Genomic DNA, 21599 nt, shown 5'->3' with positions numbered 1-21599 from the left:
TATGAAAGCCGCCCTCCCCTTGGCCATCCTGTTCACTGTCGTCCCTATGGCCCTGGCGGTGGCCACCACTCGCGCCTCAGGTGTCTTCCAGCTTCGTCCAGCTGGCGCACCGCCGCTCACACGTTATGAACGCTGGAGGCGTTTTGCACTTCTCAACTGGATCTGGCTGCCTCTCGCCGTTGCCGTGCCCTACGTAGTCTACAACTACATCACTGGCCAAAATCCCTGGATGCTTTTGATGGTGCTTTCCATCAGTGGCTTATGTCTCAGCATGGTCGGACCCGCGCGCATTGCATGGCTGATTGGAGGGCTACTTGCAGCTTGCCTGATCTATTCGTCGCTCATGCACATATGACCCGACTATATCTCTCCGAGACGGACCTTACCTCGCCTCTCCACCAGGCGCTGGCCGTGAACCTTGGTACTGCCTGCGCTTCGCGCAAGTTGACCCAAGGAGAACTCTCGGAGCGATCCGGTGTCGCCGCCTCGCACATCTCCCATATCATGCACGGAAGAGCGAACCCCACCCTCTCAACCCTGCAGAAAATGGCGGATGTGCTTGAAGTTACCGTGATCGATCTTCTCACGCCAATCTCTGAAAAGCCACGCCATCCTGAATGAAGCGTGCGGCTAAACGTCGCCAGCGATCGATCCCCGATCCATCATTCCGAAAGGATCTGTGACATGGAACCACTGCGCCATCTCGATCGTGACACGCGCCGCGCGCGCCTGCTGGCAGCACGGACCCGCCCTGTCGGCGGGATCAATCGGCGAGGCATCTCCACCGGACACTGGGATCGCGGTGACGTCGTCCGTCAGTTCCGCGGTGGGAACGGCTCGTGGCTTGGCCTTGCTGCCTACGGAATTACGGATCGGGGTAATAAATAGACAGCGAGACCTCGCGATCGACACTTCAAAAAAATTCTCCTCCCGCTACTGGTCGCTAAAGCAGCAACATGGGGGCTAGAACAAAATGCTACATACTCGCTTGGTTTTGGCGAGCGCAGCCATTCTGCTTGCAGGTTGCAACTCCAGCGCACCATCAAATGTAGATAGCCCCTCAACTGATAAAACTGACGCACCGCAGGAGTTTTCCTTCCGTGACCTGGTGCCTGGGAAAACAAGCTATAACCAGGCGCTGGAGATCAAGGCCGTTTACGCCTGCTCGGACGGAATCGATGGCGGCCACAGCTGCATGTTCGCCAAAAACGAAGTGGCCGGTATCACGGCAAGGGGTAGCGACGTCATCTTTCGTAAGGATGGAAAGCTCGACTGGTTCTCAATCAAGATAGACCCGTCAGACTATGACGAAATTCTTCGCGTTATTCGTCCTATTTACGGCGATCCGTGTCTGGAAGAACACAAGACGTTACAGAATGCTTTCGGGGCAACTTTTGCTGGCGATGAAATGCGATGGTGCTTTTCACAAGGTAATCTCTCATTCCGACGACATGCTAAAGACAATGCAACACGAGGCGAGTTCGAGTTTTTTGTGCGTGACGATAGCCCTCCATCACCGGTTCCTACCACAGCTTCAGAACTGTAACAGTTAGCAGTAGGGGTCATCTCGCCTGCGGCGAGACCGGGCTCTAGTCGCCTGCGGCTCCCGGAGCCCCTGCGGGTCTCCGCCCTGCGGGTAACGATCCCTTGCCCGGGCGCCCTGCCCTCGCCGCCAGCGAGCCTGCAACGGGCCTCAGAGCCCCGCGCCGCGATGAGGCCCCCTCCCCCCCGTCAGCCCTCCACGGCGGCTCCTGGTCTACGCACAGCGCCAGTAGCCTGCGGCTGTTGTCGTCCCCTTCGGTGCCGGTTCCCTCGTCTATGCTGGGGACCGGCGAGGACGCCGATCCCCAGCACCAACCTCGCGCCAGGTCATTCACCACAAACTGCGCCACCCCCGCCAGTGTCCCGGCGTCGCACACCGGGTTGCTCAATCAAAAGCTGCCTCCAACCAAGCTGCGCTAGCCGGTCCGCTAGGTCGCAGCGCGACGTCTTTTGATCGAGCGATCCCCGGCGTGCCACTTGGGACACAGGCGAAGGTGGCTCCGTGTGCGGTGAATGACAACCGACCCCTTTGCGCTCTGTTGGTCAGTAATGACGGCCCTGGCGGGCCGAAGTTTCCTTGTAATGTCGCTGCCGCGCCAACTATTTAGGCTCAGATTCACCATGTACGGTAAATATCTGTTAAGAAATCAATGCATTTCAGTATTTTGGGTTTAGCGAGTAGAATTAATGTGTCGGAAGGGAAGGGGAGAAGCCCCGGACCAAAGGCAAGGGGATAGGCCCCGCACTATAGGAGCAATACTCATGAACATCGGTTCTTTCGCCCTCAAGAACGGCCAGATCATCGGTTCCATCGCAACCGCGACCATCGACCTTCACCGTCTCGGCCTTCGCCCGGTCGACAGCAGCAACGACAAGGCACCGTTCTACGAAATCATGGCTTGGAACGGCAAGCGCTGGGCGCAGATCGGCGCACTGTGGGAAGCGACCAGCAATTCGACCGGCGAGGTTTTCTATCAGGGCCGCTTGGATGACCCCAGCCTGCCCGAGCCGCTTCAGGTGATGCTCTTTGGCGACGTAGAAGAAGGCTTCCGCGTGGTCTGGAACCGCCCGGCCCCCGTTCGCCAGAACATGGACGGAACCCGCCAGTCCCGTCGCCGCCAGCGTGATGACAGTTTCGGTGAAGGCAACGCAACCGAAGATGGCCGTATCACGCAGGACGAAGAGGATCACATCCCCGCGTTCTAAACCCCCGTCGGGAAGGGAGAGAGCTGGAACCCCTCTCCCGACCCTTTCGCTATCCCCTGCCAAGGATGAGTTATCATGACCAAGGAAACGAATAACCGCAGCTATAGCAGCTTTGCCGACCTCGCCAAGGCCATCGGCACCACGCCCGCCGAACTGCGCAAGCAGTACCTCGACAAGGCGATTGCCGACACCATGAACGGCGAGCAGGAAGCAGGAACCGCAGCCACGCCCGACGAGCTGGCAGCACTGGCGCGGGAGGCAGAGATTGCCGACATGATCGCGCAAGATTCCGTGCTCGACAGCTTCACCGAGGCATTCGGCGATGTGACCGCGCTTTCCATCCTCGACATGGGAGGCGAGCGGCAGGAACTGGACATGCCCGAGCCCGCCGAGGCGCAGGCGGAATGCCATGCCATCATCAACACCATCTTTGACCTTTTCCGCGATACCCGCCTTGAGCCGAGCGCGCAGGCGATCGCATGGGGCATCGTCAATTCGTTTCACTACGAAGCGGAGAAGCTGGCCCGTGAGGAGGACACGCTTTGCCGTGACCTGAAAGACCGGATCGAGCAGGACGACCGCAGCGAAATCTATGCAACCGAGATGGAAGATTTGCAGGTCCGCGCGCAAACCAAGATGGAGCAGCGCGCCGCGATCGAATGCATGCGCGACTATGCCGCCAACTGCTACCGTTCGCAGACCGGCCGCCCATGGAGTACCGCGCGCGGATCGAGGGTTTCGAGCGTCACCACCGCAAGCCAGATCGCATCGGCCGATTTCCTCAAGGCGCGCGCAACCGCCATGCGCGAGAAGCGCAACCCCACCGGCCCGCTTGTCGTCTTTTCCGGCGGTCAGGAATGGCACGACTACCAGCAGCTTTACGCCCGCCTTGACCAGATCAAGGCCCGTATCCCGAGCATGACCCTTTGCACCACCGGCCAGCGCAAGGGATGCGACGCCATCGCCGCAGCTTGGGCCGCACAAGCTGGCGTGCCGCTTGTCACTTTCGCCCCGAACGCCCAGCGCTTCGGAAAGAGCGCCGGTTTCAAGCGCAATGACCAGCTTGTCAGCCTCCGGCCCGTCGAAGCCATCATTTGCCAAGGCACCGGCATTCAGTCGCACTTGCTCGACGAACTGAAGGACGCGGGCGTTCCCACCCATGCCTTCCGCTACGATGCACAGGCCCCCATGCCCGCCGACGCCAAGCGGCAGAATTGGGGATGAGATAACAGGGGCGGACCAGCGCCGCCCCAACCCTTTCCTTGGCAGGAGCATTGGGCCAGCATCGGGGGACTTCCCCGGCGCTGGCCCTTTGTCGTGCCCTTGTGCCAGGTGGGGGAAACCCTACGGTTCCCCCCACGCCAGGCCGCCGCGCGCGCCGCTCTGGCCGGCCACGAGGAATCGAGGGCGGGGAAGCGCGCGCCGGGCATCGAACCCGGCGCGCGCTGCTGCCGCGAGCATGAACCCGGAACCGCGCCAGTCTGCCAGCGCCGCGGCTCACATTTCGGGACAATCGGGACCGCCCTGCCCTGCCCCTTCGGGTGTCATTTCGCCCTTTTACCCATTGCGCCTTTTGGCGTCCCCGATCCGTCGCCGGATCGGCACTGGAGAAGAGAGGGAGAGACGAGGCGAGTTTAACGAAGGAGGTTTCCGATGATCACGTTTCGCATCAAGGATGAGGCCGAACCCGATAACCTGCGCCCCGTCATGATCGACGCCCTGCAGATGGGCGCCTTGCGCGAAACCCTCGCCGCATACGGCGAGCGCTACGGCCTCGATCTCATCATCCACGACTACGGCTCGCTCGATGAGCAAGTCTTCGCGTGGGAGGCCCGCACCGCCATGATGCCGATCGCGATGATCGCCCGTCACTTCACCTTTGACGTCGACGCGATCGCCCTGATCGAGACCGCCCAATTCCTTGGCCGTCGAATCCGCATCGCCCGCCGCGATGACGAACCCGACATCATGGTGTCGCTCTCGACGAACCCCGACGCGGCACCCGAGATGGAAGTCTCCAACTCGAACGCCTACGCCATCCTCGCCATGCTTGGCCTCGGCACGGATAGCTGCGGCGCGATCAGCATCGAGCAGCTGCGCGGCAGCCTTGCCGATCCCGTCATGACAAGCCGCCTCGATGCCGAGCCGGGACTTGCCCGATAAATGCAAGCGCTCAACGAGATGGCGGCCATTTCCTCGCCCAGCTGCGCTCTTCAAATGGTCTGGTCATAGCGACCGGCAAAGCCTCTCATCTGTCCGCGCGGGCTCGCCTCGCTCGCCTTGGCCTGACGGCCAGGGCTACGCATCGCCGCCCGCGCCACGCCGATAGGTAAAACCACCACACAGTCTTCCCATTGTGACCTCCGGGGCGCGGCCGCGTCAAGGACGGCGGGGCCCCATATGTGGACGGCCCCCTGCTTACAAGAGCTGAGAAGAAGACCAATCGGATCGCTTGCGCTCATATGTCCGGTCTGATGTCGCGGCCGCATATGACCGCTGCCAAGATGGGTTCCGCGACGCGAGTTCCTAACACCATTTCGACCTTCGATGTCTTGGCCAGTGGGGCCCACGGAGTTGCTCGTGTCTTAGATCGATCGATCACGCCATCTGCTATCTTCTCTTGCAAGCAACTGATGTCGGGCCGCCTTTCCGGCCCAGAATTCGATTACGCCGCTACGAGTTCACCTGTTATGCCATCCTGCGGCGGGGTAACCCGGTTCCGATCGTAAACCTCACCGCTCACCATGAGCTTCCACGCTATGCGGGCAGTCTTGTTGGCCAGCGCCACCGCCACAAGCTTGGGCGGCTTGCGCCGCAGCAGTTCAGCCAGCCACCGCGATTGCAGGCTTCGTCCCTTTCGAACCTGCTGCAATAGTGCGGTCGCTCCGACGACCAGAACGCTCCGCAGGGCCTCATCGCCAGCTCGGGTGATAACTCCAAGCCGCTGTTTCCCGGCGGTTGAATGATCCTTTGGTGTAAGTCCCAGCCAAGCGGCGAAGTGGCGCCCTGAGCGGAAAGCTTTGGGATCGGGAACCTTCATCGTCATCAGCGCAGCGCCGACGACGCCGACACCGGGTATCTGAGCCAGACGCCTGCTCTGCTCGTGACTGCGATGCCAGAGCTGCAGCCTCTTCTCGATGATCGTAAGTCGATCCTGGAGTTGTGTGTAGTCGCCGCCCAAGTCGGCAAACATTTCCTTCGCAAGGTCTGGCAACGTTTCGTCGGCTGCAATCCGCCCCAGCAATGGCTCAATTTTGTCGAGTCCGCGCGGTGATACCAAGCCGAACTCTGCGGCATAGGAACGGATCATATTGCTAAGCTGAGTGCGCCTGCGAATGAGCGCATCGCGGGTCCCAGCTAGCATTAGGCCGGCCTGCTGATCCGCAGTTTTTGCCGGTACAAACCATGTTCGAGGCCGGCTCATCGTCTCGCAGATCGCCTCCGCGTCAGCCGCATCATTTTTGTTGCGGCGAACATAGGGCTTCACATGCTGAGGTGCGATCAGAAGCACCTCATGACCAAGCTCCTCAAGCTTGCGAGACCAATGATGCGACGCCCCGCACGCCTCAATGCCGATCTGCGTTGGTGAGAGCTTGCTGAAGAATTCCAGAACTTGGTTGCGACGGAGCTTTTTTCGCAACACGACCTGATCGTCGGCGCTGACGCCATGCAGTACGAAGATACTCTTGGAAGTGTCCATTCCGATGCGCGCGATGTTGCTCACTGACGGCCTCCTACTGTGATCTAACGACCTCATTATGATGTTCGGGGGCCGTCCACCCCAACACCATTTTCTTCGGCGGATCGACATTCTCGCACCCGATCACACCGAAGCGGCCGCCAAAGAAAATCGTGACCCCCACCGCCGCTTCGCGGCGCGAAAGGCTCGCCTTTCGCGTCCCTGACCCGGCCGCGCCCCGAAGGTCCGACCGTAACTGTCGTTTTGACTAAGGAGTGAGCGTTATGAGCACGTCAGTTACCCTCCCCGAAGACAAGATCGAGTTCATCGCCAAGTCGGATAAAGAGATCCGCATCGAGCGTCGCATCGCCTCGCTCGAAGCCGAAATGCACCGCGCCTGTCGCATCCATGACCGCCGCGACGACTTCCTCGAAATGATCGACTGGAGCGCCATGACGATCGACGATCGCGAGACGGTCCATAACCACGCTGACCGGCTCAACTGGAGCATGATCGAGATCGACCACGAAATCCTCCTCGCGTCCCAAGACCTCTACGCCGAGCATATGGAAAACCCGCTCAACTGGTGAGCCGGAATCGCTACGCACGGGAGGCGCAGCCCCACAGGGCCGCGCTTCCCTTTTTTTGTCTGATGCCGTCCCGACCGCTGCGCGACCCCACCCGGCTCGCTCGCCTTGGCCTCACGGCCAGGGCTACGCATCGCCGGGGCCCGCCGCAAAAGGAATGGCCGCCCGAATGGGCAAGCCCATCCGTGCGGCCATCGGTCGTTTGTTCGGTGGCGAACCGGCTCAGGCTGAAGCCTGAAGCCGCTTCTCCACTTCATCCACGCCCAGCGTCTTCACCGCCGTCATGATCCGCTCAAGTCGATCATGCGGGAGCTTGAAAAGCCCCGCCTTCTCGACCGTCCCGATCGCCGCTTCCCGCACCTTCTGCTGATGCGCCTTTCGACGCTCCACCAGCTTGCGTTCCTCGGCTTCGATCGCGGCCATTTCCGCGTCCAGTGACTTCGCCATTACTTGTACCTTTCGGTCAGGCTGATCGGCTCTGAACCCGGCCACCATAGCCGCTCTCACGCCATGCGAAAACCCGCGACGTACTCCCCTACGACAACCCTTCGAAATCGCCCCTTCACCCATGGAGAAATCATGCGCCATCTGGCCCATTTCACCCGCGCGAAGCGCTCTATTCCCTCCGGCGTTTCCGCCTCACGGCGGCCCGGTGCCCACCGGAAACCGGAATCATATCCGCACCAGACGAACGCAGGAACAGACCGAGGCTCCAACAACGATATGTCAGCTACGGTAGCACACCGAACGCACGGTGCGTGCAGGATTATGACGGTATTACAATGGGTTGTGGCAATATTTAGTGTAATCCCAATCACTCCCTTATGTAATCCCATTCACTCCCATTGCTATTTATCAACCATATCAGTGGCTTAGTTGGGATTACATGGGATTACATAGACTTTTGGCGCCTAAATAAACTTGCTATCCGTAGGGACCGAGAGTAGTAAATGACCGCTTTCCGCAAAAGCTCACCATCCCCTCATTCGAGAGGGTGGTTTGAAAATGAGAAGTACCCAGCGATCCGTAAGGTTCGACAAACACGATCTTGACCGGCTCGACGCGATCGCTGCCGACCAAGACAGATCCTTTGCCGATCTCGTAAGGTTCATCGTCAAGCGTCACCTGGACGGCGGCGTACTCGATAATGCCAGCCACCTTCGACTAGCGAGAGTGTGTGAGTACACACAGGCTGCCGTCGACACGATCCTGCGCGAAGAACACCCCGATCATCGGAAACTCGTCCTAGAGGAAACGACCCGTCGCATGGAGCGCTATCATGGCGCGTAAAGACGGCAAAAAAGACCGCGAAGACATTCGCGACGACGGTCGGCCCGTCCCTCTCAAACACCATTCCGCGCGCGGTGACACCCCCCGTAACAACGGCAATTTCGTGCGTGGGAGCCAGTTGCTCAACACCCAGGTCATCATGTGGCTGCAGGGCGCAAAAATGCCCTTCCTCATGTGGCTCGGAATCTTCGCCCTCTCCTACTTCACGATCCTGTCGTTCACGCTCGACGAGAACAACTTCCAGCTCATCTGCATGCGCGTGCTGTCGTGGCTTTGGGACTGGTGTGCCCTCGATCCTATGAAGCAGGCTAACCTGCAGCTTCCCGACCATACCGTGCGGCACACGTTCATGGGATACGTCCCCTATGTGCCCGAAGTAGCACTCGCCTGGCACAAGGCGATGCGCGGCATTATAGGCTCGGCTCTTATCGCCTCCTTCGCGACCATCCCGGCATCGATCTGGTACGTTGATTTCTCCCGCCGCCGGGGCGGCTCAATCATGGAAGAACGCCACGAACGCGGTGCGATGTTGGTGGACCGGGATCTGCTCTACAAGGAGATCAGCCAGCACAATCAAACCAAGTTCGTCGAAGAGGCCAAAGACCTCTTCCCGGACCTGTCAGCAAAGGAAGTCCTTGCCCTACCCTTCGCGGCTCGCAAGGCAGCTGGAATACACCATCCCTACCACATCGCTGGCATCCCCTACCCGCACCGGCTCGAGCAATCCCACACCATGCTGCTGGGCACTACCGGCACCGGCAAAACGACCGTCCTGCGTAAGCACCTGGAACAGATGCGTGAGCGCGAAGACAACGCCGTCGTGTTCGATCTTACCGGCGCTTACGTCGAGGCGTTCTATGACCCAGAGAGAGACACGATCCTCAATCCCATGGACGTGCGCTGCCCGGCCTGGTCGATCTTCAACGATTGCCAAACCTACAGCGAGTTCACGGCCGCAGCCGCCGCGCTGATACCCTCCGATGGCGGCTCGTCGGAACCGTTCTGGGCCCTCGCAGCGCGTACCCTCTTCATCGAAATGTGCATGAAGCTGATCGAGAAGGGACAGACCTCCAATCAGGCCCTCGCGGACAACCTGATGACCGCTGACCTCAAGCAGGTCCACCGTCATCTGCAGAAGACGATTGCGGACCCCCTGACTGCTCCAGAAGCGGCCCGCATGGCGGAATCGATCCGCGCCGTCTTCAACACCAATGCACAGGCGCTGCGCTTCCTTCCCGACGACGGTAAGCCCTACTCCATCAAGCAGTGGATCACCGGCGACAAGGCCCCCGGATCGATCCTCTTCATCACTTGCACCTACACCGACCTCGAGATGAACAAGGCGCTCCTGACCTTGTGGTCGAACCTTGCCATCCACTCGCTTATGACGATGAAAAAGACCCGCTCATTGCGGACATGGTTCATGTTCGACGAGCTGGGCGCCTTGCACCGCCTTCCTGCCATCGAAGACGGCCTTCAGACTGCCCGAAATTTTGGCGGCGCCATGATCCTCGGGCTGCACTCCTTCGACAAGCTGGTGCAGGTTTATGGGGAGGAAAACGCCCGCAACCTGTCGTCGCTCGCGCGCACCAAGCTGATGCTCGCCGCGGCTGATCTCGACACGGCAGAGCAGTGCGCCCGCTACATCGGCAATCGCGAAATCCGGCAGATGGATGAGGGCTACTCATACGGCTACAATTCCACCCGCGATGCTTCCACGCTGACACCCCGAAAGCAGATCGAACCACTCGTCATACCCGACGACATCATGAACCTGCCCTCGATGCACGGCTTCGTGAAATTCCCTGACGGTTTCCCTGCTGCGCGCGTCCGTCTGCAATGGCAGCAATACCCGCAGGTCGCGGAAGGTTTCATTCGGCGTCCACCGAACAAGCCGGACGATCCAGATGGCAAAATTCGCGGAGGTGGGGGTAAGCCGAAGGGTGGAGATGACGGTGGGCGTGGTGAAGAAATCGCGCTCAGCGAAGAGGAGCAGAAGGCAGGCGAAGGCCCAATTGCGCTTGCGTCCAATATCCTGTCGCAACCCTCCGAGCAGGAACGCGAAGAGCAGGAGGGCCGCGATCCAAACGCGCGTGAAGCCCTCGAACGGATGGACCCCGGTGCAGCACAATCCGCGACTGGAATGGGTGACACGGCGCGGGACAATTCCGTCGACCATAACGGTATCGATACTCCAGAGCGTGAATCCGCGCTGCCTGAAAATTCCACCACCCGACGCGATGCCCAGGAAATATCGTCCCGATCTTCCGATAAGGACGTGGGCGTTGAGGCGCCACAAGGGAAAGTCGATCCTGCCGAGGAAGATCTAGGTGTGCGTGAAGCGCGTGATGGCTTCGGCACCGGCGATGGAAAAGACCACAGTCACGATCACCACGATCTGGGTGATTCAGACATGGGCATCGGAGACTGACCGATGCACTCCATCGCATCCGTTCGTTCCGCTGGGGGCGCCGCGAAGTATTTCACCAATGATGATCTGGTCAGCGGCGAATACTACACCACAGAGCAAGCCGGCGAGGTGAGCCAATGGGGCGGCGAAGGGGTCAAGGACAGCCCCATCGCCGCTGGCACGCCCGTTACCCGCGAAGCCTTCGAGAAGGTGTTGAACGGGGAAACCCCGAACGGGCAGCAGCTGCGCCAGTTTGAGGGGCGCCGCCCCGGCATCGACATGACCTTTTCCGCGCCAAAGTCAGTGTCGCTCATGGCCTATATAGCTGGCGACAAGCGCATCCTTGGACCCGAGGGAGCCCACCTCAAGGCAGTCCAGAAAACCATGGCCTGGGTCGAAAAGAACCTTGCGGAGACCCGTAAGGACATCGACGGGAAGAAGGTGCCTGTCCAGACCGGCAACCCTCGTATACGCGCTGTTCCAGCACGACACGAGCCGGGCGCGTGATCCGCAGGCCCATATCCATGCCGTAGTCGCCAACATGACCCGCATGGCTGACGGCACATGGCAGGCTCTCCACAATGACAAGATCTGGCAGAACAATTCGGTAATCGGCACGATCTACCATGCCTTCCTGCGCAACGAGATGGAGCAACTGGGCTACAAGGTCCAACTCGAGGGCAAGCACGGTACTTTCGAGATCGTCGGTGTGCCCAAGGCAGTGATCGAAGCCTTCAGCCAGCGCCGCGAGGAAATCGTCGCTCTCTCGAAAAGCCTCGGCATCAAGAGCACGCAAGGCATGCGCGAAGTCACCGCGCGATCGCGAGATCCCAAGGTCGCCGGAGAGAACAATCAAGACCTCGTGAAAGAATGGATCGAGAAGGCTGAAAGCCAGGGATTCAACGGCAAGGAAATCCTGGAGGCGGCTGTACGCGCCTCACGCGAACAGCCGGAAAACATGGCCGTGCGCGGCTACAAGGCGATGCTGGAGGTGGTGAACACCGCGCGCGAATTCGTATCCGGCCTCCTGCGATCCCCTGAACCACTGGTCGATGCTGGCATCGCGCGTCTGGCCGGGTCGCCCGGCGATGCCCGCGCGCAACTCGCCGTCGCCTCGGCCGTCCGAATCCTCAGCCAGCGTGAAGCCGCCTTTCAGGTGCATCAGGTTTCCAAGACGGCTCTCGATCTTGGCCTCAAGGGCGTCACGATCGACAACGTCGAAGCGCGCATCGATCGGCTGATCAAGAATGGGCAACTCGTAGCCGGCGAGATCCGCCAAAAGGGGCGCTTGGTAGATGCCGTCACCACGCCAGAGTCATTGAAGGTCGAGCAATCCATTCTCGATCACGTCGAAGCCGGCAATGGCAAAGGCACCTCGATCGTTGATGCCGCCAGTGCGCCATCGCGGCTTCAGGAGGCAGCAGCGCCCCGTGAATTGAATCAGGGGCAGCTCGCGGCCGCGACCATGATCGTTTCCAGCGAGGATCGCTACGTCGTCGTTCAAGGTGTCGCCGGCGCCGGCAAGTCTACCATGCTTCAGACTGTCGCCGCAGTCGCGCGCGATGAGGGCAAGCAAGTCCTCGGCCTCGCGTTCCAGAACAAGATGGTCGGCGACATGCGCGAAGGCATGGTTCCGAAGAACCTCTCGGCCGAGGACATGGAGAAGGCCGGGGTCTCTGCGCAGACGATCGCCTCGTTCGTTTGGCAAAATGAGAAGTACCTCAGCAACCCGGCCAGTCCGGGCGCGCAGCAGCGGCGCAACGAACTGGCCGGGACGATCGTCGTCGTCGACGAAACCTCGATGGTCTCAAGCGACGACATGCTCAAGCTGATGCGCATAACCGAAGCGCTCGGCATCGAGAAGGTCGCCTTCGTCGGCGACCGTCAACAGCTCTCCTCGATCGACGCCGGTAAGTCATTTGCCATGGTACAGGCCGCCGGCATCACGATGGCGCGCATGGATCAGAACGTGCGTATCAATCCAGACAACAAGCAACTTCTGACTGTAGCGGCGCTTGCCAACACTGCCCGCGCAGGCGCCGCGCTGAAGGTGCTGGGTGACAATGTCAGTGAACATGCCGAACCAGCTGCGCAGGCGGCGGAGACATGGTTAGCTCTCTCCGCAGAGGACCGGGATGTAACGGCCGTCTTCGTTTCGGGGCGAGAGGCACGTTCCGAGATCAATACCGAAATTCAGCAAGGTTTGCGACAGGAGGGCACTCTGAAAGGAGATGGCCTGGACGTCACTGTCCATGACCGGGTCAGCAAAGAGCGCGAGCAGTTGCGCTATGCCCATCACTATACCGTCGGCCAGACCCTGACGGTAACGGGGCAAATACGAGAAGTCGGGCTGGGGCGCGGGCAGTATCAGGTCAGCCGCATCTTCGACAACGGCAAGGTCCAACTGACGGGCCCCAACGGGCGCAACCTGCGCTTCGATCCCCAGAAAATCGATCCCAGCATCACCCGTAGCCGACTCGAACTCTCCAACCTCGAAACGCTCAAAATTTATGAAGGCGACACAATCCGCTGGACCACCAACGACAAGGATCGCGGCTTGGACAATGCCGCACTAGCAAAGATCGTCTCCATAGAGGGCGGGAGCGTCACCGTCGAAAGCGCGAATAACGAGCGCCTGACACTCGAGCGCGGTGATCCAATGCTCAGTAGGATCGGCCTCGCCTACGCTCTCAATATGCACATGGCTCAGGGCGTCACGGCCGATAAGGGGATAGGCGTTATGCTCTCCTATGAGCATAACCTCTCGAACAAGCGCCTTTTCAACGTCCTCGTGACTCGTGTGCGCGATGGCCTCACCATGATCGTCGACGATCGCCAGAAGCTGGAATGGCGACTGAACTCCAATCCCGGCGACAAGACCTCCTCTCTCGAAAGCACCGGGCAGCTCGACATCGATGGTGTCGATGCCAAGCAGGAAGCGGCAGACGCTGCACTTACCGCCGCATTCGATGCGCTTGACGCAGAGAGCGGTGCCGTTGGCGCGCCGAACGGCCCTGGCAGCGATGCCACCGCTGATTTGGGCGACCTGCCCCCAATGCCCGCAGCCGATGCACACGACGGCGGCGCCGGCACTGGCAGCGATGGCAACGAGAACGCGGCCGCTGGACGCGGCGAAGTGGAGACGAGCCAGAACGGCTTGTCCGGTTCCGATACAATGGATTTGGATGACCTGCCTCCGATGGGGCCATCGGAGACTGACTATTTCACCTTCGATGCCAGTACCGATCAGATCTACGACCCCGGCGCTGATGAGCCCCCTGCCCCCGCGCAGGACAAGGAAGACGCCGATCCGCTCCGGCAAGCACTGCTGGATCACCTCGAGGGGGATGGGCTCGGCATCGTCGACACCACCATTGATGATCTCACCGGCATTCCGCCGATGCCTGGCCGTGATGACGGCCAAATTCCGGGCCTGCCCGAAAAGAACCTGGGACTCGATGTATGACCAAAATCATCCCTTTGAACGCTGTGCCTCCCTACCCTCCGCACCCAAGGGGCTGATTGATCATGGATGAAACCAAAATCGGAATGCTCATCCTGCTGGTGGTGGGATTAGGGCTACTGAAGGCTTTGGCTGGCCTCAACACAGCGCCGAAGCCTGTCTCGAAACCCTTCCTGACCAAACGTGAGGCTGCGATGCTGATCGCTTTGGAACGGGCCCTGTCCCATTGCCGCATTCACGCCTAGGTGGCGATGGGCGCTTTGCTCAAGGCCCCTACAAACCCATTGCGAAAATCCCGTCACTCCGATCGCAATGCGTTCTCGCAGAAAATCGTTGATTTCGTCGCGCAGGATCGGGCGACTGGCGCGATCCTCGCGCTGATCGAAGTCGATGATTACAGCCACAATGCGGCTCGCGATCGCGCTCGCGATGCCATGACTAGCCATGCTGGTTATCAAACAGTCCGCATTGGCCGATCTGTGCAACCCCGCTTCGAGGAGGTACATCAGGCAGTGTCGTCGCTGCTGATGCCTCCCTTTTCAGCCAACAGCAAGGGCGGCCACAATGGGAATCGATGACCGCGACTATATGCGCGATCGCTACCGAAAGCGCAGAGGGCTAGGTGGCACCCGTTGGAATGACAAGAAGAGCCGCAGCGAACATGACGGCCTCTGGTTCTCTGAGAAGAACCAAGGATTTGACTATCAGAAGAATCGTTGGAGGCCGAAATCCAGTGGTGCGCCGAGATGGCGCAGCGCTGTCGCAAGCCTCATACCTATCCTTTGCCTTCTAACTTACGTCATTCCCATGTGGCGCGACATGAAGCGCAGCGGATGGATTCCTGACACTGACGTCGAGATCCCATTTCCTGAAAGCGGCAGCGTCACGGTCAATCGTTCCATAGATCCGCGATCGGCGACCTCGAGCCTGAAGGTCGTGACGGACATGGGGAATGCCGTCATCCAACTCTATGATCCAGCGACCGACACCCATGTCATTTCCGTCTACGTTCGTCGTGGAGACGAAGTCACGATCCCTGTCCCGCCGGGCACATACCGAAATCAAACCTTCTCGCCTCCTGCAACCAATTAATAGGTCCTGACCCTAGCGCGGATCCGCAGGACGTCAGGCAGCGATTTCCTGTATGAACTGCTGCTGAGCGGCCTTCCAGTTCCAAGGGGGAGTTAGTGAAGGCGGCTCTGGCGAACATATCCATGAAACCCTCAAGGGGGATCAATACCGAAAAGCTACGCAATTACAGATTCTTACCCTAGGATCGCAGATTTGGATGCTAATCGTCGATCGAGCACAGAGAACAATAATCATATGGATTGCCGGAGTGACGATACCCGTTGGCGCGATTACGAATTGACATGATGATATTACTACGTGATGTAATATAATACTCACGGACAGTCAGATTTCCGCGGTTCCGCAGCAATCGGGAGAGAGCGATGAAGATGAAGGCGGCCGTTTTCGTTGGCGCCGGGCGTCCGCTCGCCATCCAGCAGATCGACGTGCCGCGTCCCGGCCCAGGCCAGTTGCTGGTGCGGGTGAAGCGCTGCGGCGTTTGCGGCAGCGACCTGCACCTGACCGAAGCGCACGCGGCCTGGCAGGTGCCGCACGGAACGGTGCTGGGGCACGAATTCGCCGGAGAGATCGTCGAACTGGGGGAAGGAACCTCCGACATCTGGCGCGAGGGCGACCGCGTCGCCGCGCTGCCCTATGTCGGCTGCGGGCGCTGCCGGGAATGCCTTAACGGCTACCCCTTCCATTGTCCGGAAACCCTCAGCCTGGCCACGGGCGACCTCATCGGGGCTTTCAGCGAATATGCCGTGATCGGCGCCCGGGAAACCGCACGCGTTTCGGAGCATCTCAGCTGGGAGCAGGCCGCATTCACTGAACCGGTTGCGGTGGGCATCCGGGCCGTCGCCTGCGCGGGGATCACTCTGGGCGCGCGGGTGCTGATCGTAGGAGCCGGGCCGATCGGCCTCAGCGCAGCCGCCTGCGCGAAGCTCTCCGGTGCGGGGGCAGTCGTCGTGTGCGCGCGCACTGATCGCCATGCCGACCGTGCTGTCGCGATGGGTGCCACTGAGTTCCTGCTGAACGATGCGGACTTGCGCCGCAATTTCATCCGCCATGCGGGCGGCCCTCCGGAAATCGTAATCGAATGCGCCGGAGTTCCCGGCATGCTCGATCTGTGCTGCGATCTGGCCGAGAAACGCGGCCGCGTCGTCATCGCCGGTGGCTGTAACGGCAAGGACCCGCTCAATGTGCTCACCCCGCTGTGCAAGGAACTCACCTTCCGTTTCGCAGTCTGCTACACCATCCGCGAATTCGCACTGGCAGAGCGGCTGATCGCCTCGGCCCGGATTAATCCGATGCCGATGTACGACGGCGAAGTCTCACTGCACCAGTTGCCCGCCCGGTTCGAGGAACTGCGCCGCAACAAAGATGCCTGCAAACTGATGGTGAACCTTGATGCCTGAGCCGATCGAACTGGAGATCACCGGCAAGGTCGCGCAGATCCGCCTCAACCGGCCCGAAGCCCTCAACGCGCTGAACTTCGCGATGATCGAGGCCATGCAAGCTGCGCTTGACGAGGCCGAGGCACGCGCGAGGGTGCTGGTCGTGTCGGGCAATGGCCGGGCGTTCTGTTCCGGAGCCGACTTGTCGGGCGGTTTTACCTACCCGACCGAGCGCGAGGAGGAGCAGGACTGCGGGGCTCCGCTGGAAACGCATCTCAATCCCCTGATGGCCCGGCTTCGCGCCTTGCGGATCACCTGGATCAGCGCCCTGCAAGGTGCGGCAGCGGGAGGCGGCGCGGCACTCGGGCTGGCGGGCGACATGGTGCTGGCAGCCGAGGACGCGCAGTTCATCATGGCCTTCGCGCGTATCGGACTGGTGCCGGACAGTGGCATCTTCCACATGCTGGTGCGCACGATCGGCAGGGTGCGCGCCAACGAAATGATGCTGCTGGGCGGTCGCTTCGGAGCCGGACAGGCGCTCGAATGGGGCCTCGTCAACCGCGTCGTCCCCGGCGAGCGGCTTATGGCCGAGGCGCTGGAACTGGCGCAGCGGATCGCCGAGGGGCCGGCCTCGCTCTCCGCCATCCGCAGGCTTTCATGGTCAGCGCTGGACGAGGATTTCGCGGCGATGCTCCGCGCGGAACGCGAAGCCCAGCGCGACAGCGGCCGCACGCAGGACTTCGGCGAAGGCGTGCGCGCCTTCCTCGAAAAGCGCCTACCCCGCTTTACCGGTAGCTGATCGGGTTGCTGTCGGCGAAAGTATAGGCGCGGTTGAACTGCCCTGAACGCACCTTCTCATGCGCGAGTGCGTCCGCCAGTGGCAGGTTCCTGCCCTCTTCGATCAGGCCTCGATAGTGGCGGATGAACGCCGGATCATGCACCGCGATAGCCTGCGCCAGAGCCTCCGCCTGCGCCATCAGTTCGGCAGCCGGCGCAACGTGATTGACCAGTCCCCAGGCGCATGCCGTCGCAGCATCGACCGGACGCCCGCCGAGCGACATTTCCAGCGCGCGCGGCAATCCGATGCGGCGCGATAGGCGCTGCGACAGGCCCCAGCCCGGGCTGACATTCATCCGCGCATGACTGTCCACGAAGATCGCACTGTCGGCGCAGAGAGCCAGATCGCACGCCAGCATCAGTTCGAGCCCGCCGGTGATCGCCGCCCCGTTGATCGCCGCGATCACCGGCTTTCCCACCGCCGCGACGGCCGCAACCGGGTCGATCGCGAGGTTGACGAGATCGACGCCCGCGGCCAGTTCCTTGAGGTCCAGACCGGCACAGAAGGCATGCTGACCGGCACCTGTCAGCACGATCGCGGCGACATCCGCGTCCACCGCCAGCGCGCCGAAGACATCGACGATGGCATGCTGTAGCGCGAGCGAAAGCGCATTGCGCGCGGCGGGCCGGTTCAGCGTCACCACCGCGACCCGGCCGCGCCGATCGAGGCGCAGCGGCGCGGCCGCCGCCTCGCTCAGAGCAGCACCTTGGCCGTGAGGCGCGAGCGCTTGGCCTTGGACTTGCTGTCCAGCGCGGAGAGCGCGGCATCGATCCGCTGGCGAGCGGCACCGAAGATTTCCTCGCGATAGCGGGCGTCGCTCTGCGCGGCGGTAAAGGCTTGGCGGACTTCCTCATGCGCCGCGCCGACGGTGGCGCCCATCAGCAACATGAGGATGCTGGAAAGCGAGCGGCGCATGAATACGTCGTCGTCGATACCGCCCGCACTCCATTCGTGGATGCGGCCGTACTGCACGTTCGACAGATCGACCAACAGTTCGCGCACGACCACGCCGGGATGCAGTTCGCGCCGGTCCTCCACGCCCTTAAGCCAGCCGAGCCATGAGCGGGTGGCAAGGTCGATCAGAACCGCGTGGATGGTCGGATGCACGGTCGGCGAGAAGTAGAGCGCGATGACAGCGCGCATATAGTTGGGAATGTCGATGTCGCGCAGCGTGCTCGTCGTCTGGCGGGCCAGCGCACCGGGGAAGGTCTGCACGTCCTCGTCGAATTCGGTGTGAGTGACGAACTGCTCGAAATAGGTATAGATCGCCAGGGCGATGACCATCTCCTTGCTGCCGAAGGCATTGTAGACGGTCTTGGTCGAGACATCGGCCCGGCGCGCGAGTTCGCGCATGTTCATCTGATCGAGCCCGTTCTCGCTGATGATCCGCCGCGCCTCGCGCAGGATGCGGCGACGGCGGTCGAACATCGCCTCGCTGCTGTTGATCATCTTCTGGATCGCCAGAAGCTCAATATCCTGCGGAAAGCTCACGATGCCACCTCGCTTCCAGCGTAGCGCAAGGAACCGATTCCATTGGACGGCGAGGCGTGGCGGAATGACAAGGGCATTTTTACAGGACGCTTTCCAACCGGCCTCATGGACCGAAACTCGTTGCAATTTTTACTCGATTTCGTCCTGTATCGCATATCACAACGCCCTGCGATGGATTTTTACCCCGCTCCCTCCCTAGGGAAACAGACCCGGACCTCGATCGGTCCGGGCCAGGGGAGGAAGCACGATCACTCGATATCTCACGCCGTCACTGGAACCTGACGTTGACGGTCGCGCCATAGGTCGCCGGGGCACCGACAAAGCGGATGTCGGCGTCGTTCTGGCGCAGCGAGTTGGTGATGTAGAACTTGTCGGTCACGTTGCGGCCCCAGATGCTGAACGTCACGTCGCCCATCTCGATCCCTGCGCGAAGGTCCAGCAGCGCCCGTGCGTTGAGCTTGAACCGCTCGGGCTCGCCCAGCTTGGAGTTGGACGCCCCGGCATAATCGACGTTGGCGCCGAGGAAGACCTCGCGATCGTCGGCCACCGGGAAGCGATATTCGACATCGACGTTGCCCTGCCACTTGCGCGCGAAGGGGAAAGGCTCGCCCGTGAAATTGCCGAGCGCGCCGCTGTAGTCGTAATTGACGAAGTTGCCGTCGATCCGTGTCTTGGTAAAGGCCAGCATCGGCTTGATCGTCAGCCCGTCCACCGGGATCAGCGTGGCGGCCAGATCGAAGCCGATGATGTGCGACTTGGGCACGTTGACCAGCGCATTTAGCGGCCCGAAGATCGGATCGAGCACGGCGCCCAGCAGCTGCTTGTTGCGATAGTCGTAATAGAAGCCCGAAAGATCGAACGAGATGCGGCCCTGCGCCTGCGTGCTCTTGATGCCCAGTTCGTAGGCCAGCACGCTCTCCTGCGTCACCGGCAACAGCTGCGGGCGGTTGAAACTGACCGAGATCGTCGGGAAGCTGCCCGCCTTGTAGCCCTTGCTGATGTTGGCATAGAGCAGCGTCGCACGGTCCAGCTTGTAGTTGAGCCCCGCGCGCCACGAGACGTTGTCCTCGGTCAGCGTGTTGCGTTCGAGCGCGGGGAGATAGTCCGGCGCGCCCGTCAGCGAGAAGCACTGGCCCACGCCGATCTGCGCGGCAGGCGGCAGGCCGTTGAGCCCGCGCAGATAGTCCGAGATCGCTTCGAACACGGCGGCGGCATTGCCGTCACCGGCATCGTAGCCGCAGCTTTCGTAATTGCGCTTGGACTTGGTGTAGCGCGCGCCTGCCAGCAGGGTCAGGCGATCGGTCAGCGGATATTCGACATTGGCGAACGCCGCGAAAGTGCGGATCTTCTGGCGCGAATAATCGTAGTTAGTGCCGAGCGGCAGGCCGAACACGTAGGCCGCGCTGGAATCGGGGAACTCCTGGTAGAACTGGTCGAACACCTTGTCGTGCTCGTAATTGCCGCCGATCATCCACGACCCGCGCCCGCCGAAATCGCCAGAGACGCGCAGTTCCTGATAGAACGTCTCGATGTCGCCGGTCTGCGGCACGTACATATTGGTGTAGCTGGTGCCGTCGCCGTCGATCGGCTGGAAGCGATGGAAGTCCTGATACGATGTCAGCGAAGTCACCGTCACGCCGCCAAGGTCGAAGTCGCCGCGCAGTGAGGTGAAGACCATGTGATTGTTGCGCCGCCAGTCGCGCCCCTTGTCCCAACTGGCCGCGCGGGTGTTCTTCGGCGCCACCGGATAGTTCAGGTAGCCGTCGGGCGGCGCCACGTTCGTACCGTTCAGCTCGACGCCGAAGAACTGCGGGATCACTTCCTCGGACCGATCGCGCCAGCCGCTGACGTTGAGCGTGAACTTGACCGCGCTGCTCGGCTCGAACTCGGCAAGGAATCGGCCGTTGAGGAAGTCCTTCTTCCCCAGCTTGTCGCCGTTGACATAGTCGTACTGCCAGCTGCCGCTCTGGATCGTGCGGCCCGCAAGGCGCACGCGCAGCGTGTCGGAGATCGGGCCGCTGACGAAGCCTTCGACGTCGGTCGTCCAGAACCGGCCGAGGCTGGCGTTGAGCCCGGCGCTCAGGTGATCGGTCGGCGTATTGGCGATGTAGTTGACCGCGCCGCCGGTGGAGTTCTGCCCGAACAGCGTACCCTGCGGCCCCTTCAGCACCTCCACGCGCTGAAGGTCGAGGGTCACGCCCTGCGTCTCGGCCGAGAACGGGATCGGCGCCTGGTCGGTATAGACGCTGACGGTCGGCCCCGCACCCAGCGCGGAGTCCTGGAAGCCGATGCCGCGGATCGTGTAGACCGGCGTCTGGTAGATCGATTCATTGGCGAAGAACCCGGCAGTCACTTTCGACAGGCCGGCGACGTCGGTGATGCCGGTGCGGCTCAGCTCCTCGCCTGAGGTCGCCTGGATCGACATGCCGACATCCTTGATCGACTGCTCGCGCTTCTGCGCGGTGACGATGATCTCCTGCATCTCGCGCTCGTTGGCAGGTGCCTGCTGTGCCATGGCAGGCGCCGCGGCCAGCGCGATGGTGGCGACCGATGCCGCAAGGGCATGGCGCGGTGAAACTCGAACCGTCATTCTACTCTCTCCCCTGTTCATCTCTCGTTGACCCC

Annotated in this window: 21 protein-coding genes and 1 pseudogene; 15 read left to right on the top strand and 7 right to left on the bottom strand. The window is 61.3% G+C overall.

Annotated features, from left to right (window positions below; all coding sequences use genetic code 11):
- Position 1: 1 nt before the first annotated feature.
- The 6 genes from BES08_RS27440 to BES08_RS27415 all read left to right on the top strand — a co-directional run bounded on the left by BES08_RS27440 (position 2) and on the right by BES08_RS27415 (position 4911).
- A complete protein-coding gene (locus BES08_RS27440) occupies positions 2-355 on the top strand; it encodes a hypothetical protein (RefSeq protein WP_069709963.1) in 354 nt (117 codons plus the stop codon).
- Between the two features lie 56 nt (positions 356-411).
- The gene (locus BES08_RS27435) at positions 412-621 is read left to right on the top strand and encodes a helix-turn-helix domain-containing protein (RefSeq protein WP_231958383.1); all 210 of its coding nucleotides are present in this window, start codon (positions 412-414) and stop codon (positions 619-621) included.
- A 352-nt stretch (positions 622-973) separates the two neighbouring features.
- Positions 974-1546, top strand: a complete 573-nt coding sequence (locus tag BES08_RS33260) for a hypothetical protein (protein ID WP_197524511.1) — start codon at positions 974-976, stop codon at positions 1544-1546.
- A 758-nt stretch (positions 1547-2304) separates the two neighbouring features.
- The gene (locus BES08_RS27425) at positions 2305-2748 is read left to right on the top strand and encodes a DUF736 domain-containing protein (RefSeq protein WP_069709960.1); all 444 of its coding nucleotides are present in this window, start codon (positions 2305-2307) and stop codon (positions 2746-2748) included.
- A 75-nt stretch (positions 2749-2823) separates the two neighbouring features.
- Entirely contained in the window at positions 2824-3972 is a 1149-nt protein-coding gene (locus tag BES08_RS27420; protein WP_083274870.1) for a DUF2493 domain-containing protein, read from the top strand.
- Between the two features lie 429 nt (positions 3973-4401).
- Positions 4402-4911 carry a hypothetical protein gene (locus BES08_RS27415; RefSeq protein WP_069709959.1) on the top strand — a complete coding sequence of 170 codons (510 nt, stop codon included), beginning with the start codon at positions 4402-4404 and terminating at the stop codon, positions 4909-4911.
- Positions 4912-4961: 50 nt separating this feature from the next.
- On the opposite strand, the gene BES08_RS34540 is transcribed toward BES08_RS27415, so the two are convergent.
- Together BES08_RS34540 and BES08_RS27410 are read right to left on the bottom strand one after the other, a co-directional pair.
- Positions 4962-5090 carry a hypothetical protein gene (locus BES08_RS34540; protein ID WP_268957473.1) on the bottom strand — a complete coding sequence of 43 codons (129 nt, stop codon included), beginning with the start codon at positions 5088-5090 and terminating at the stop codon, positions 4962-4964.
- A gap of 323 nt (positions 5091-5413) precedes the next feature.
- Entirely contained in the window at positions 5414-6472 is a 1059-nt protein-coding gene (locus BES08_RS27410) for an IS110 family RNA-guided transposase (protein WP_156800004.1), read from the bottom strand.
- A 239-nt stretch (positions 6473-6711) separates the two neighbouring features.
- Here BES08_RS27410 and BES08_RS27405 point away from each other — a divergent pair, with 239 nt between their 5' ends.
- The gene (locus tag BES08_RS27405) at positions 6712-7017 is read left to right on the top strand and encodes a hypothetical protein (protein ID WP_069709957.1); all 306 of its coding nucleotides are present in this window, start codon (positions 6712-6714) and stop codon (positions 7015-7017) included.
- 219 nt (positions 7018-7236) lie between these two features.
- On the opposite strand, the gene BES08_RS27400 is transcribed toward BES08_RS27405, so the two are convergent.
- Positions 7237-7461 carry a hypothetical protein gene (locus BES08_RS27400; RefSeq protein WP_062069159.1) on the bottom strand — a complete coding sequence of 75 codons (225 nt, stop codon included), beginning with the start codon at positions 7459-7461 and terminating at the stop codon, positions 7237-7239.
- Positions 7462-7938: 477 nt separating this feature from the next.
- Complete coding sequence (locus BES08_RS33255) at positions 7939-8172, bottom strand: hypothetical protein (RefSeq protein ID WP_156800003.1); 234 nt, start codon at positions 8170-8172, stop codon at positions 7939-7941.
- 121 nt (positions 8173-8293) lie between these two features.
- Here BES08_RS33255 and BES08_RS27390 point away from each other — a divergent pair, with 121 nt between their 5' ends.
- The 8 genes and pseudogenes from BES08_RS27390 to BES08_RS27360 all read left to right on the top strand — a co-directional run bounded on the left by BES08_RS27390 (position 8294) and on the right by BES08_RS27360 (position 17444).
- On the top strand, positions 8294-10735 hold the full coding sequence (locus tag BES08_RS27390; RefSeq protein ID WP_069709956.1) for a type IV secretion system DNA-binding domain-containing protein: 2442 nt from the start codon (positions 8294-8296) through the stop codon (positions 10733-10735).
- A 3-nt stretch (positions 10736-10738) separates the two neighbouring features.
- Positions 10739-11558, top strand: a pseudogene (gene mobF, locus BES08_RS34810) (MobF family relaxase); the annotation flags it as partial.
- 114 nt (positions 11559-11672) lie between these two features.
- Positions 11673-14180: an ATP-dependent DNA helicase gene (locus BES08_RS27385; protein WP_420873477.1), complete on the top strand. Its 2508-nt coding sequence runs from the start codon at positions 11673-11675 to the stop codon at positions 14178-14180.
- A gap of 62 nt (positions 14181-14242) precedes the next feature.
- On the top strand, positions 14243-14422 hold the full coding sequence (locus BES08_RS34285) for a hypothetical protein (protein WP_069709955.1): 180 nt from the start codon (positions 14243-14245) through the stop codon (positions 14420-14422).
- A 6-nt stretch (positions 14423-14428) separates the two neighbouring features.
- Positions 14429-14755: a DUF2726 domain-containing protein gene (locus BES08_RS34280; protein ID WP_231958381.1), complete on the top strand. Its 327-nt coding sequence runs from the start codon at positions 14429-14431 to the stop codon at positions 14753-14755.
- Positions 14742-15269 (top strand): hypothetical protein, encoded by a 528-nt coding sequence (locus BES08_RS33250; protein ID WP_156800002.1) that lies wholly within the window; start codon positions 14742-14744, stop codon positions 15267-15269. Before BES08_RS34280 ends, BES08_RS33250 begins: the two co-directional genes overlap by 14 nt.
- A 362-nt stretch (positions 15270-15631) precedes the next feature.
- Positions 15632-16666 (top strand): zinc-dependent alcohol dehydrogenase, encoded by a 1035-nt coding sequence (locus BES08_RS27365; RefSeq protein ID WP_083274868.1) that lies wholly within the window; start codon positions 15632-15634, stop codon positions 16664-16666.
- Positions 16659-17444, top strand: a complete 786-nt coding sequence (locus tag BES08_RS27360; protein WP_069709952.1) for an enoyl-CoA hydratase-related protein — start codon at positions 16659-16661, stop codon at positions 17442-17444. Before BES08_RS27365 ends, BES08_RS27360 begins: the two co-directional genes overlap by 8 nt.
- Here BES08_RS27360 and BES08_RS27355 read toward each other — a convergent pair.
- The 3 genes from BES08_RS27355 to BES08_RS27345 all read right to left on the bottom strand — a co-directional run bounded on the left by BES08_RS27355 (position 17431) and on the right by BES08_RS27345 (position 21564).
- Positions 17431-18126: an enoyl-CoA hydratase-related protein gene (locus BES08_RS27355; RefSeq protein WP_268957472.1), complete on the bottom strand. Its 696-nt coding sequence runs from the start codon at positions 18124-18126 to the stop codon at positions 17431-17433. The two genes, BES08_RS27360 and BES08_RS27355, sit on opposite strands and share 14 nt — an antisense overlap.
- A 50-nt stretch (positions 18127-18176) precedes the next feature.
- Positions 18177-18974, bottom strand: a complete 798-nt coding sequence (locus BES08_RS27350; protein WP_069709950.1) for a TetR/AcrR family transcriptional regulator — start codon at positions 18972-18974, stop codon at positions 18177-18179.
- A gap of 268 nt (positions 18975-19242) precedes the next feature.
- A complete protein-coding gene (locus BES08_RS27345) occupies positions 19243-21564 on the bottom strand; it encodes a TonB-dependent receptor (protein WP_069709949.1) in 2322 nt (773 codons plus the stop codon).
- Positions 21565-21599 lie beyond the last annotated feature (35 nt).

This window comes from Novosphingobium resinovorum (genome assembly GCF_001742225.1).
Lineage (GTDB): Bacteria > Pseudomonadota > Alphaproteobacteria > Sphingomonadales > Sphingomonadaceae > Novosphingobium > Novosphingobium resinovorum_A.
This window is presented reverse-complemented; position numbering and strand designations above follow the sequence as displayed.

What these genes read in the sequence shown, in the direction of transcription:
- BES08_RS34285 (WP_069709955.1), top strand. Translation starts at nt 14,243, where the DNA reads ATGGATGAAACCAAAATCGGAATGCTCATCCTGCTGGTGGTGGGATTA.
- BES08_RS27440 (WP_069709963.1), top strand. Translation starts at nt 2, where the DNA reads ATGAAAGCCGCCCTCCCCTTGGCCATCCTGTTCACTGTCGTCCCTATG.
- BES08_RS33250 (WP_156800002.1), top strand. Translation starts at nt 14,742, where the DNA reads ATGGGAATCGATGACCGCGACTATATGCGCGATCGCTACCGAAAGCGC.
- BES08_RS27400 (WP_062069159.1), bottom strand. Translation starts at nt 7,461, where the DNA reads ATGGCGAAGTCACTGGACGCGGAAATGGCCGCGATCGAAGCCGAGGAA.
- BES08_RS27360 (WP_069709952.1), top strand. Translation starts at nt 16,659, where the DNA reads ATGCCTGAGCCGATCGAACTGGAGATCACCGGCAAGGTCGCGCAGATC.
- BES08_RS27385 (WP_420873477.1), top strand. Translation starts at nt 11,673, where the DNA reads ATGGCCGTGCGCGGCTACAAGGCGATGCTGGAGGTGGTGAACACCGCG.
- BES08_RS27390 (WP_069709956.1), top strand. Translation starts at nt 8,294, where the DNA reads ATGGCGCGTAAAGACGGCAAAAAAGACCGCGAAGACATTCGCGACGAC.
- BES08_RS27420 (WP_083274870.1), top strand. Translation starts at nt 2,824, where the DNA reads ATGACCAAGGAAACGAATAACCGCAGCTATAGCAGCTTTGCCGACCTC.
- BES08_RS27405 (WP_069709957.1), top strand. Translation starts at nt 6,712, where the DNA reads ATGAGCACGTCAGTTACCCTCCCCGAAGACAAGATCGAGTTCATCGCC.
- BES08_RS27365 (WP_083274868.1), top strand. Translation starts at nt 15,632, where the DNA reads ATGAAGATGAAGGCGGCCGTTTTCGTTGGCGCCGGGCGTCCGCTCGCC.
- BES08_RS33260 (WP_197524511.1), top strand. Translation starts at nt 974, where the DNA reads ATGCTACATACTCGCTTGGTTTTGGCGAGCGCAGCCATTCTGCTTGCA.
- BES08_RS27425 (WP_069709960.1), top strand. Translation starts at nt 2,305, where the DNA reads ATGAACATCGGTTCTTTCGCCCTCAAGAACGGCCAGATCATCGGTTCC.
- BES08_RS34280 (WP_231958381.1), top strand. Translation starts at nt 14,429, where the DNA reads ATGGGCGCTTTGCTCAAGGCCCCTACAAACCCATTGCGAAAATCCCGT.
- BES08_RS27415 (WP_069709959.1), top strand. Translation starts at nt 4,402, where the DNA reads ATGATCACGTTTCGCATCAAGGATGAGGCCGAACCCGATAACCTGCGC.
- BES08_RS27345 (WP_069709949.1), bottom strand. Translation starts at nt 21,564, where the DNA reads ATGACGGTTCGAGTTTCACCGCGCCATGCCCTTGCGGCATCGGTCGCC.